Origin of the sequence: Carboxydothermus ferrireducens DSM 11255 (genome assembly GCF_000427565.1) — a bacterium.
GTDB classification, from domain to species: domain Bacteria; phylum Bacillota; class Z-2901; order Carboxydothermales; family Carboxydothermaceae; genus Carboxydothermus; species Carboxydothermus hydrogenoformans.
The window spans coordinates 41,416-51,361 of record NZ_ATYG01000024.1; the positions used below are offsets into that span (position 1 = coordinate 41,416).

General features: G+C 46.2%; 21 protein-coding genes. All 21 read right to left on the minus strand.

What is annotated here, in order from left to right; all coding sequences use genetic code 11:
• Positions 1-2: 2 nt before the first annotated feature.
• The 21 genes from rpmD to tuf all read right to left on the minus strand — a co-directional run bounded on the left by rpmD (position 3) and on the right by tuf (position 9,927).
• Positions 3-185, minus strand: coding sequence for a 50S ribosomal protein L30 (gene rpmD / locus CARFE_RS0109760; protein WP_028052638.1), 183 nt, complete (start codon positions 183-185; stop codon positions 3-5).
• Positions 186-197: 12 nt separating this feature from the next.
• Positions 198-701, minus strand: a complete 504-nt coding sequence (gene rpsE, locus CARFE_RS0109765) for a 30S ribosomal protein S5 (protein WP_011345174.1) — start codon at positions 699-701, stop codon at positions 198-200.
• An 18-nt stretch (positions 702-719) separates the two neighbouring features.
• A complete protein-coding gene (gene rplR, locus CARFE_RS0109770) occupies positions 720-1,088 on the minus strand; it encodes a 50S ribosomal protein L18 (protein ID WP_011345175.1) in 369 nt (122 codons plus the stop codon).
• A 27-nt stretch (positions 1,089-1,115) separates the two neighbouring features.
• A complete protein-coding gene (gene rplF / locus CARFE_RS0109775; protein ID WP_028052639.1) occupies positions 1,116-1,664 on the minus strand; it encodes a 50S ribosomal protein L6 in 549 nt (182 codons plus the stop codon).
• 22 nt (positions 1,665-1,686) lie between these two features.
• Positions 1,687-2,085: a 30S ribosomal protein S8 gene (gene rpsH, locus CARFE_RS0109780; protein WP_011345177.1), complete on the minus strand. Its 399-nt coding sequence runs from the start codon at positions 2,083-2,085 to the stop codon at positions 1,687-1,689.
• Between the two features lie 18 nt (positions 2,086-2,103).
• Positions 2,104-2,289 carry a type Z 30S ribosomal protein S14 gene (locus tag CARFE_RS0109785; protein ID WP_011345178.1) on the minus strand — a complete coding sequence of 62 codons (186 nt, stop codon included), beginning with the start codon at positions 2,287-2,289 and terminating at the stop codon, positions 2,104-2,106.
• A 16-nt stretch (positions 2,290-2,305) separates the two neighbouring features.
• Complete coding sequence (gene rplE, locus CARFE_RS0109790; protein WP_011345179.1) at positions 2,306-2,845, minus strand: 50S ribosomal protein L5; 540 nt, start codon at positions 2,843-2,845, stop codon at positions 2,306-2,308.
• 24 nt (positions 2,846-2,869) lie between these two features.
• Positions 2,870-3,193, minus strand: a complete 324-nt coding sequence (gene rplX, locus CARFE_RS0109795) for a 50S ribosomal protein L24 (RefSeq protein WP_028052640.1) — start codon at positions 3,191-3,193, stop codon at positions 2,870-2,872.
• 12 nt (positions 3,194-3,205) lie between these two features.
• A complete protein-coding gene (rplN, locus tag CARFE_RS0109800) occupies positions 3,206-3,574 on the minus strand; it encodes a 50S ribosomal protein L14 (protein ID WP_011345181.1) in 369 nt (122 codons plus the stop codon).
• 31 nt (positions 3,575-3,605) lie between these two features.
• Entirely contained in the window at positions 3,606-3,902 is a 297-nt protein-coding gene (gene rpsQ / locus CARFE_RS0109805; protein ID WP_011345182.1) for a 30S ribosomal protein S17, read from the minus strand.
• 16 nt (positions 3,903-3,918) lie between these two features.
• The gene (gene rpmC / locus CARFE_RS0109810) at positions 3,919-4,128 is read right to left on the minus strand and encodes a 50S ribosomal protein L29 (protein ID WP_011345183.1); all 210 of its coding nucleotides are present in this window, start codon (positions 4,126-4,128) and stop codon (positions 3,919-3,921) included.
• Positions 4,118-4,549 carry a 50S ribosomal protein L16 gene (rplP, locus tag CARFE_RS0109815; RefSeq protein WP_011345184.1) on the minus strand — a complete coding sequence of 144 codons (432 nt, stop codon included), beginning with the start codon at positions 4,547-4,549 and terminating at the stop codon, positions 4,118-4,120. Before rplP ends, rpmC begins: the two co-directional genes overlap by 11 nt.
• A 2-nt stretch (positions 4,550-4,551) precedes the next feature.
• Entirely contained in the window at positions 4,552-5,220 is a 669-nt protein-coding gene (gene rpsC, locus CARFE_RS0109820) for a 30S ribosomal protein S3 (RefSeq protein ID WP_011345185.1), read from the minus strand.
• Position 5,221: 1 nt separating this feature from the next.
• A complete protein-coding gene (rplV, locus tag CARFE_RS0109825) occupies positions 5,222-5,563 on the minus strand; it encodes a 50S ribosomal protein L22 (protein WP_011345186.1) in 342 nt (113 codons plus the stop codon).
• A gap of 20 nt (positions 5,564-5,583) precedes the next feature.
• Positions 5,584-5,868, minus strand: a complete 285-nt coding sequence (gene rpsS, locus CARFE_RS0109830; RefSeq protein WP_011345187.1) for a 30S ribosomal protein S19 — start codon at positions 5,866-5,868, stop codon at positions 5,584-5,586.
• 21 nt (positions 5,869-5,889) lie between these two features.
• On the minus strand, positions 5,890-6,714 hold the full coding sequence (rplB, locus tag CARFE_RS0109835; protein WP_011345188.1) for a 50S ribosomal protein L2: 825 nt from the start codon (positions 6,712-6,714) through the stop codon (positions 5,890-5,892).
• Positions 6,715-6,742: 28 nt separating this feature from the next.
• A complete protein-coding gene (gene rplW / locus CARFE_RS0109840) occupies positions 6,743-7,030 on the minus strand; it encodes a 50S ribosomal protein L23 (RefSeq protein ID WP_011345189.1) in 288 nt (95 codons plus the stop codon).
• Entirely contained in the window at positions 7,031-7,651 is a 621-nt protein-coding gene (gene rplD / locus CARFE_RS0109845; protein WP_011345190.1) for a 50S ribosomal protein L4, read from the minus strand.
• Positions 7,652-7,679: 28 nt separating this feature from the next.
• Positions 7,680-8,309, minus strand: coding sequence for a 50S ribosomal protein L3 (rplC, locus tag CARFE_RS0109850; RefSeq protein WP_011345191.1), 630 nt, complete (start codon positions 8,307-8,309; stop codon positions 7,680-7,682).
• Positions 8,310-8,321: 12 nt separating this feature from the next.
• The gene (gene rpsJ / locus CARFE_RS0109855; RefSeq protein ID WP_011345192.1) at positions 8,322-8,630 is read right to left on the minus strand and encodes a 30S ribosomal protein S10; all 309 of its coding nucleotides are present in this window, start codon (positions 8,628-8,630) and stop codon (positions 8,322-8,324) included.
• A 94-nt stretch (positions 8,631-8,724) separates the two neighbouring features.
• A complete protein-coding gene (gene tuf, locus CARFE_RS0109860) occupies positions 8,725-9,927 on the minus strand; it encodes an elongation factor Tu (protein WP_011345209.1) in 1,203 nt (400 codons plus the stop codon).
• Positions 9,928-9,946 lie beyond the last annotated feature (19 nt).

Genomic DNA, 9,946 nt, shown 5'->3' on the forward strand with positions numbered 1-9,946 from the left:
TCCTAAATTTCCTCAACTTTTAATAAATGGCTCACTTTATTTATCATCCCGCGGATTTCAGGAGTATCGGCTTTGATAACGGACTGGTTGAGTTTTCTCAATCCCAGGGACTTTACCGTTGCCTTCTGCCGTTCACTTTGTCCAATAACGCTTTTTACCAAGGTAATTTTCAGCTTCTTTTCCATGAGTTATCCCTCCTAGCCCTTCAAGATTTCGGCCGGGGTTTTTCCACGAAGTTTTGCTACCATTTCCACGGTTTTTAACGACTTCAGTGCTTCAATGGTAGCATGGGCCATATTGTGGGGATTATTGGAACCCAAGGATTTGGTTAGGATGTCCCGCACACCTGCCATTTCCAATATTGCCCGTACTGCGCTACCGGCAATAACGCCGGTACCAGGTGCTGCTGGCTTTAATAACACCTTACCCGCACCGGCTTCACCAATAATTTCATGGGGAATTGTAGTATTAACAATAGGAACTTTGATCAGATTTTTCTTGGCATCTTCAATGCCTTTTCTAATAGCATCAGGAACTTCCGGAGCTTTACCAAGGCCCACGCCCACATGCCCTTTTTGATCGCCAACTACCACCAAGGCGCTAAAGGAAAAACGCCGTCCACCTTTAACAACCTTCGCTGTACGGTTGATCGCAATAACTTTTTCGCTCAACTCCAGTTGACTGGCATCAATTCTTGCCATCGTCATCCCTCCTTTTCCTTAAAATTGCAGGCCACCTTCCCGGGCTGCTTCCGCTAAAGCTTTAACCCGTCCGTGATAAAGATATCCGCCCCGGTCAAAAACGACCTTTTCAATCCCTTTCGCTTTGGCCCGCTCAGCAATCAGCCGGCCAACAGCTTTTGCTGCTTCAATATTGCCGCCGTACCCAATTTTCCCTCGCAATTCCGGATCGAGGGTGGAAGCTGCAACCAGGGTACGCCCGCTGACATCATCGATAATCTGGGCATAAATGTGTTTTAAGCTTCTATATACGTTTAATCTCGGTCTTTCCGGAGTTCCATGAATTTTCTTCCGAACCCGTAAATGCCGCCGTTTTCTTTCCAGATTCCGGTTGGTTTTGGTAATCATCGACTACCCCCCTTTTCTAAAAACGTTTTACTTCTTGCCTTTACCGCCGGTTTTACCAGCCTTTCTCCGAATTACTTCGTCGGTGTACTTAATTCCCTTTCCTTTGTACGGTTCAGGCTCCCGGACAGCACGGATAGTTGCTGCAAAATTACCAACCAGTTCTTTATCAATTCCCTTGACAATAATCTGGTTTTGAGCGGGAACTTCTATCTCAATCCCTTCGGGCGGATCCATTTCCACCGGGTGAGAATAACCGACCATTAAAACCAGTTTACGTCCCTGTTTTGCCGCCCGGTAGCCTACCCCAACCAACTCAAGGCTTTTTTGATAGCCGTTGGTAACGCCAATGATCATGTTATTAATTAAAGTCCGGGTAAGGCCATGGAGGGCTTTATGTTCTTTTTCATCGGAAGGTCTTTCTACCAGGATTTGCGAGCCATCAAAAGTTATTTTCATATCCGGGTGAAATTCCCGGGTCAAGCTCCCTTTCGGACCCTTTACGGTAACCGTGGTTCCTTCTACTTTTACTTCAACCCCTTGTGGAACCGGGATTGGTTTTCTGCCTATGCGGGACACAAAATCACCTCCCTGGATTTTACTACCAAATATAGCAAATAACTTCGCCGCCTAAGCCTTCTTTGCGGGCTTTTTTATCGGTCATTATTCCTTTCGGTGTCGAAATGATAGCAATCCCGAGACCCCCCAAAACCCTGGGTAGTTCGTCTTTCTTAGCGTATACCCGAAGTCCGGGCTTGGAAATACGCTTTAGTCCTGAAATAACCCTCTCTTTATTGGGGCCGTACTTCAAAAATATCCGTAAAATCCCTTGCTTGCCGTCCTCAATGTACTCGTAATCCTTAATAAAGCCTTCCTCTTTTAAAATCTCCGCAATTGCCCTTTTTACCTTGGAGGATGGCACTTCTACCTTCTCGTGATAGACCATATTTGCGTTTCTAATCCGAGTTAAAAAATCAGCAATGGGATCGGTCATAACCATGGTATTTACCCCCTTTCTTTACCAGCTGGCTTTCTTAACGCCCGGAATCTCTCCTTGGTGGGCAAGTTTTCTAAAGCAAATCCGGCACATGCCAAAATCACGCAAGTACGCTCTCGGTCTTCCACAGATTTTACACCGGTTGTATTTTCTTACTTTAAATTTTGGCGGCCTTTGCGCTTTGGCAATCATCGATTTCTTGGCCATAAACGTCCCCCTTTCCTTATCTGCTGAAGGGCATTCCCATTAATTGTAACAATTCCCGAGCCTCTTCATCGGTTTTAGCGGTAGTAACGAAAGTAACTTCCATACCCCGAACTTTATCAATTTTATCATAGTCAATTTCCGGGAAAATAAGCTGCTCCCGTAAACCTACCGAGTAATTTCCCCGACCATCAAAGGATTTTGGCGATAAACCCCTGAAGTCCCGAACCCGGGGAAGTACTATATTGACAAATTTGTCCATGAATTCATACATCCGGTCACCGCGCAGGGTAACTTTTACGCCAATAGTAGCTCCCTGCCGCACTCTAAAACCGGCCACCGATTTCTTGGCTTTGGTAAGGACCGGTCTTTGTCCGGTGATAGCCATAAGATCGGCAACTGCAGCATCCACAGCTTTAGGATTTTGCAGGGCTTCGCCTAAGCCGATGTTTATCACTATTTTTTCAAGTTTTGGCACTTGCATTTTATTTTTATATCCAAACTTTTCCATCATTGCCGGTATTACATCGTTTTGATATTTATCCTTAAGTCTGGGCACGGTATAACCTCCTTTCGCCACGGCTTACCTGTCAAGGCTCTCGCCGCATTTTTTACAAACTCTAATCTTCTTGCCATCCGCTAAAAACTTCTTCCCGACCCGGGTGGGCTTGCCGCAGCTGGGGCAGATCACCATCACGTTACTTACGTGAATCGGGGCTTCTTTCTCAACAATACCACCCTGGGGAAGTTTGGGATTGGGACGGGTATGTCTTTTAACGATATTTACGCCCTCAACCACAACTCTATTTTCCTTGGGCAAAACCTGCACAATTTTTCCCTTTTTGTCTTTGTCTTTACCTGCAATGACTAAGACCGTATCGCCCTTTTTAACCTTTAATTTTGGCATAATCCCACCTCCTTAAAGGACTTCCGGAGCCAGGGAGATGATTTTCATGAAATCCTTTTCCCGCAGTTCCCGGGCTACCGGTCCAAAAATTCGGGTACCCCGTGGGCTCTTATCGTCCTTAATAATTACTGCAGCATTTTCGTCAAATTTAATATACGTACCGTCCGGCCGGCGCACTTCTTTTTTGGTCCGAACAACTACTGCTTTAACCACCTCTCCCTTTTTCACAACGGCATCGGGTGTTGCTTCCTTAACGGAGCAAACGATTATATCACCTAAACTTGCATATCTCCGGTTGGATCCTCCTAAAACCCGGATGCACATTAATTTTTTCGCGCCGGTGTTATCGGCGGAATTCAATATGGTTTGTACTTGAATCACTTGCTACTACCTCCTTTCAGGTAGAACCTGCTTAACCTTCAATAGTTTCAAGATTTTCCTCTTCGCCTAACACTTTGCCCCGCTCGATAATCTCCACAACTCTCCATCTCTTTTCCTTGGAGAGGGGCCGAGTCTCGGCAATTTTTACTATGTCGCCAGTCCGGCAGGCGTTATGTTCATCGTGGGCTTTAAACTTCTTTGTTCGGCGAATGGTCTTTTTATAAAGGGGGTGGCTGACCAACTCCTCAACGGCAACTACCACCGTTTTATCCATTTTATCGCTAACGACCCGTCCGATTTTTATTTTTTGGACTTTTTTCTTTTCCATCTTCTACGCCCCCTTTCTACTTCTCCACTTTTTGTCTGGCAATTTCTCTTTCCCGGATAATGGTATTAACCCGTGCTATATCCCGCCGCACCTCACGGATTCGGGATGGATTATCCAATTGACCGGTGGAAAGCTGAAACCGAAGTTTAAAAAGCTCATCTTTTAAACTCGCCAATTTTTCCACTAATTCCGCATCGGTTAATTCTCTTAATTCTTTAGCTTTCATGGGCTTCACCACCTACTTCCCGTTTCACAAATTTGGTTTTGATGGGCAGTTTATGGGAAGCAAGTCTCAGCGCTTCACGCGCAACTTCTTCCGATACCCCAGCAAGCTCAAACATAATCTTACCGGGCTTTACTACTGCCACCCAGTATTCCGGGGCACCCTTACCACTACCCATCCGGGTTTCAGCAGGTTTTCTGGTAATCGGGTGGTCCGGAAAGATGTTTATCCAGATTTTACCGCCCCGGCGGATATAACGGGAAATAGCTACCCGCGCAGCCTCAATCTGCTGGCTGGTAATCCAGGCCCCTTCTACTGCCTGTAAGCCGTATTCCCCAAAATGAAGCTGGGTTCCTCCTTTGGCCTTACCCTTGAGGCTGGGGCGGTGGGGACGTCTATATTTAACCCGTTTTGGCATTAACATGGTTATTCGCCTCCTTCTGTACTAACGCTCTCCTTCTTAACCTCAGGCAATACCTCACCTTTATAAATCCACACTTTTACGCCAATTTTTCCATAGGTGGTTAACGCTTCGGCAAAACCGTAATCAATATCCGCCCTCAGGGTTGTTAAGGGTACCTTGCCCTCGCTATACCATTCGGAACGGGCGATTTCCGCGCCGGCTAAGCGACCGCTGCAAGCTACTTTAATACCCTGGGCACCCATTTTCAAAGCCCGGGATACCGCCTGTTTCATTGCCCGCTTATAGGAAATCCGCTTTTCAATTTGGGCAGCAATATTTTCTGCTACAAGCTGGGCATCAATTTCCGGAACTTTGATCTCGGCGATATTGATATTTATTTGCTTGCCGGTCATCTTTTCTAACTCTTTCCGCAATACTTCAATTTCTGTTCCGCCTTTACCAATCACCATACCTGGCCGGGCAGTATGAATAGTAACTTTCACCCGGTTGGAAGCCCGCTCAATTACAATTCGAGAAATTCCAGCTTGATAAAATTTGGTTTTAATGTATTTACGAATTTTTAAGTCCTCATGCAAAAGCTCCTGGTAATGTTTCTTATCAGCAAACCACTTGGCATCCCAGTCTTTGATAATACCTATTCTCAGTCCTTTTGGATGAACTTTCTGACCCACCTTAGCCCTCCTTCCTTTCCGCAACGACAATAGTTATATGGCTGGTCCTTACCCGCCAGAGATCCACGCGACCCTGAGCCCGCGGGTTATAACGCTTTAATGTCGGTCCCTGGTCCACATAGGCTTTGGCTACATAAAGATTTTCTTTAGACATATCATGATTGTTTTCGGCGTTGGCAATTGCCGACCTTAAAACCTTTTCAATAAAATACGAAGCTTTTTTCGGGGTATACCGCAAAATCGCCAGCGCTTCCTCCACATCCTTGCCCCGAATTAAATCAATTACCTGCCGGGCTTTTCGCGGTGAAATCCGGATATATTTTGCCACTGCACGTGCTTCCATGAAAATCCCTCCTCTCTTGACTACTTGAGGGCAGTAGACCTTTCCGTATGGTCTCCATGTCCCCTGAAGGTACGGGTAGGAGCAAATTCCCCTAACTTATGTCCAACCATCTCTTCGGTAATATAAACCGGAACGTGCTTTCTTCCATCATATACGGCAATGGTATGGCCTACCATCTGTGGAAAAATAGTAGACCGTCTTGACCAGGTTTTAATGACCCGCTTTTCACCTTTAGCATTTAACTCCTCAATTTTTTTCAGAAGTTTTGGATCACAATATGGTCCTTTCTTGAGTGAACGACCCAAGCTGGCTACCTCCCTTCATGGTTACTTCCGTCTCTTAATAATTAACTTAGAGCTTGCTTTATTTTTCTTCCGTGTCTTAACCCCCAAGGTAGGTTTACCCCAAGGAGTAACCGGGTGACGTCCAATCGGTGAACGACCTTCACCACCGCCATGCGGGTGGTCTACCGGGTTCATAACAACACCGCGAACCGTAGGTCTAATTCCAAGCCAGCGAGCCCTTCCAGCCTTACCAATGGTAATATTTTCGTGCTCTAAATTACCCACCTGTCCGATGGTTGCCCGGCATTCCAAAAGGACTTTCCGCATTTCGCCCGAGGGAAGGCGTAAAATTGCGTACCTGCCCTCTTTACCAAGGAGCTGCGCCGCCGTTCCAGCCGCGCGCACCAACTGTCCACCCTTTCCCGGATAAAGCTCGATGTTATGAACTAAAGTACCTACCGGAATATTGGCAAGCGGCAGGGCATTACCCACTTTGATGTCCGCATCCGGACCGGACATTAAAACATCGCCCACTTTTAATCCATGGGGAGCAATTATATAACGCTTCTCGCCATCAGCGTATGCTAACAACGCAATTCGAGCAGTCCGGTTGGGATCATATTCAATCGCCACAACTTTTGCCGGAATCCCATCTTTATTTCGCTTAAAATCAATTATTCGATACATCCGTTTATGACCGCCGCCCCGGTGCCGAACCGTCAGCCGTCCCTGATTATTCCGTCCCGCATGCTTCTTTAAGGGAACTATCAAAGATTTTTCGGGCTCGGTTTTGGTAATTTCTTCAAAGGACGAAACGGTAACAAATCTCCGACCGGGGGAGGTGGGTTTGTAAGTTTTTACAGCCATCCTTTTCCCTCCTTTTATCTACTACCGGTTATACGCCTTCAAACAGTTCGATTTTATCACCGGCTCTTAACTTAACAATTGCTTTTTTGTATTCAGGGGTCCGGCCAACAAAACGACCAACCCGTTTCATTTTTCCTTTAACCCTGATGGTATTTACCTTTTCAACTTTTACTTTAAATAGTTCCTCAATTGCATTTTTAATTTCAATTTTGTTGGCATTTTTATCAACAATAAAAGTATATTTGTTTTCCTGGGCTAAATCCATAGATTTTTCGGTTATTAACGGCCTAATGATTATATCCCTTGGATTTTTCACCTAAAACACCTCCTCCACTTTTAGGACCGCATCACGGGTCATGATCAGCTTGTCGTGATTAAGGAGGCTTAATGCATTGAGGCTGGGAGCTGTCATTACAGAAACTCCCGGTATATTGCGGGCCGATTTTTCCACTATTTCATCATAACCTGCGGTGACAATTAAAGTCTTGCCGTTCACCTTGAGGTTATTTAATACTCTAATCATTTCTTTGGTTTTTGGTGCAGCAAAAGTTAAACTATCTACTACTATAAGGTTATTTTCATTTACTTTGTCGGAAAGCGCTGACTTCAACGCCGCCCGGCGTACCTTTTTAGGTACCGAATAACTGTAATCGCGGGGATGTGGACCAAAAACGATACCACCCTTCCGCCAAAGGGGTGACCGAATACTACCATGCCGGGCACGGCCAGTTCCTTTTTGTCTCCAGGGCTTTCTGCCACCGCCAGATACTTCACCCCGAGTTTTTGTATCGTGAGTTCCCCTTCTTTGATTTGCCAGGTACATTAATGAAACTTCATATAAGACCGCTTTGTTCACCGGAGCCCCGAAAATTTCGTCTTTTAGTTCAATTTCTCCAACCTGGGCTCCTTCCATGTTGTAAACCGGAACTTTGGGCATCTTTATCCCCCTTTCTTAACCAAAACTTCTATTTTCCTTTTACTGCTTCTTTGATGATTAAAAGGCTTCCTCTAATACCCGGAACCGAACCTTTTATAACCAGTAAATTTCTCTCTGGATCTACCTTAACAACCTCTAAGTTTTGAATGGTTACCCTCTCCATACCAAGTCGTCCGGGCAACTTCCGGCCTAAAAATACCCGAGCCGGTCCTTTTGCACCCAGTGAACCGGGCCGACGGTGGTATTTTGAACCGTGAGCCATTGGTCCCCGGTGAAAACCATGCCGTTTAATCCCACCGGCAAACCCTTTACCTTTTGATATTCCAGTAACATCAACTTTCTCGCCAACGGTAAAAATGTCTACCTTTATCTCCTGTCCTACTTCATAAGCATCAATGTTTTCTACCCGAATCTCTCTTAAATACCGCATGGGCTTAACATTCGCCCGATTAAAATGCCCCTTTAATGGCTTATTTACCTTGCTTTCCTTTATTTCCCCAAAACCAAGCTGGATAGCATTATAGCCATCATTAGCTATTGTTTTCTTCTGCACAACCACGCAAGGCCCAGCTTCAATCACCGTCACCGGTATTGCCCTGCCGTCTTCGGTGAAAATTTGGGTCATTCCGACTTTTCTTCCTAAAATTCCTTTCGGCATTTGTTTCACCTCCTACAGCTTAATCTCAATATCTACTCCCGCCGGCAAATCGATCCGCATTAACGCATCGATAGTTTTTGGGGTGGGATCGATAATATCAATTAAGCGTTTATGCACCTTTAATTCAAACTGCTCTCTGGAGTCTTTATCGATATGGGGCGAACGCAGCACGGTATACAAGCTTCTTTCGGTGGGAAGCGGAATAGGTCCCGATACGCTCGCACCCGTCCTCTTGGCCGTTTCAACAATTTTCGCAGCGGACTGGTCCAAGATGGTATGCTCAAAAGCTTTTAGTTTAATTCTGATTTTTTGTTTATTCACGCATTACCCCTCCTTTTATTTCCCTTTTACATAAAACACCGGAGGAAGGGGAATAAATTCCCCCGCCTCCTGTTTTTTGCCGGGAGAGGCTTTATTACTCTTCGATCGCGGTAACAACGCCCGCGCCTACAGTTCTGCCACCTTCCCGAATAGCAAATCTCAATCCTTCTTCAATAGCAATCGGTGTGATAAGCTCAATATGAATCTTTACGTTATCCCCGGGCATTACCATCTCTACACCTTCTGGTAAATGGATTACTCCCGTTACGTCCGTCGTCCGGAAGTAAAACTGCGGCCGGTATCCATTAAAGAACGGTGTGTGCCGTCCCCCTTCTTCCTTCGTCAATACGTATACCTCCGCAAAAAACTTCCGGTGCGGCTTTATCGTACCAGGCTTCGCCAATACCTGCCCCCGCTCGATTTCCTTCCGGTCTACTCCCCGTAATAACGCTCCTATGTTGTCCCCTGCTACCGCTTCGTCTAATACCTTCCGGAACATCTCCAGTCCCGTTACTACCGTCTTCCGCGGAGCATCCATCAATCCTACTATCTCCACTTCTTCTCCTATAGTTATCCGTCCCCGCTCTACACGACCGGTCGCAACCGTTCCACGTCCGGTAATGGTAAATACGTCCTCTACCGGCATCAAGAACGGCTTATCTACATCCCGCTGCGGTGTCGGAATGTATTCGTCTACCTTGTCCATTAACTCCAATATCTTCCCACACCACGGACAATCTTCTTTCCCGCAACCGCACTCCAATGCCTTCAACGCCGACCCCGCTACTACCGGTACTTCATCCCCGGGAAACTCGTACGTGCTTAAAAGATCCCGCACTTCCATCTCTACAAGCTCCATTAACTCAGGATCATCTACCATGTCCGCTTTGTTTAAAAATACTACAATATAGGGAACTCCTACCTGACGGGCTAACAAAATGTGCTCCCGCGTCTGCGGCATCGGACCATCGGCTGCAGACACAACCAGGATAGCTCCGTCCATCTGCGCCGCTCCAGTTATCATGTTCTTTACGTAGTCCGCGTGTCCCGGACAGTCTACGTGGGCATAGTGCCGTTTCTCGGTCTCATACTCCACATGCGCTGTATTAATGGTAATTCCTCTTTCCCTTTCTTCCGGAGCATTGTCAATCTCATCGTACCTCTTTTGCTGGGCTAATCCCTTCTTCGCCAGCACCGTAGTAATTGCTGCGGTCAAGGTGGTCTTCCCGTGGTCTACGTGACCTATCGTCCCAATGTTTACGTGCGGTTTTACCCGCTCAAATTTTGCCTTCGCCATCGTTACTCCTCCTTTTTAC

Coding starts and splice junctions, on each gene's coding strand:
- rpmD (WP_028052638.1), bottom strand. CDS start 185: ATGGAAAAGAAGCTGAAAATTACCTTGGTAAAAAGCGTTATTGGACAA.
- rpsE (WP_011345174.1), bottom strand. CDS start 701: ATGGCAAGAATTGATGCCAGTCAACTGGAGTTGAGCGAAAAAGTTATT.
- rplR (WP_011345175.1), bottom strand. CDS start 1,088: ATGATTACCAAAACCAACCGGAATCTGGAAAGAAAACGGCGGCATTTA.
- rpsH (WP_011345177.1), bottom strand. CDS start 2,085: ATGGTTATGACCGATCCCATTGCTGATTTTTTAACTCGGATTAGAAAC.
- CARFE_RS0109785 (WP_011345178.1), bottom strand. CDS start 2,289: ATGGCCAAGAAATCGATGATTGCCAAAGCGCAAAGGCCGCCAAAATTT.
- rplX (WP_028052640.1), bottom strand. CDS start 3,193: ATGCCAAAATTAAAGGTTAAAAAGGGCGATACGGTCTTAGTCATTGCA.
- rpsQ (WP_011345182.1), bottom strand. CDS start 3,902: ATGGAAAAGAAAAAAGTCCAAAAAATAAAAATCGGACGGGTCGTTAGC.
- rpmC (WP_011345183.1), bottom strand. CDS start 4,128: ATGAAAGCTAAAGAATTAAGAGAATTAACCGATGCGGAATTAGTGGAA.
- rplP (WP_011345184.1), bottom strand. CDS start 4,549: ATGTTAATGCCAAAACGGGTTAAATATAGACGTCCCCACCGCCCCAGC.
- rplV (WP_011345186.1), bottom strand. CDS start 5,563: ATGGAAGCACGTGCAGTGGCAAAATATATCCGGATTTCACCGCGAAAA.
- rplB (WP_011345188.1), bottom strand. CDS start 6,714: ATGGCTGTAAAAACTTACAAACCCACCTCCCCCGGTCGGAGATTTGTT.
- rplD (WP_011345190.1), bottom strand. CDS start 7,651: ATGCCCAAAGTTCCGGTTTACAACATGGAAGGAGCCCAGGTTGGAGAA.
- rplC (WP_011345191.1), bottom strand. CDS start 8,309: ATGCCGAAAGGAATTTTAGGAAGAAAAGTCGGAATGACCCAAATTTTC.
- tuf (WP_011345209.1), bottom strand. CDS start 9,927: ATGGCGAAGGCAAAATTTGAGCGGGTAAAACCGCACGTAAACATTGGG.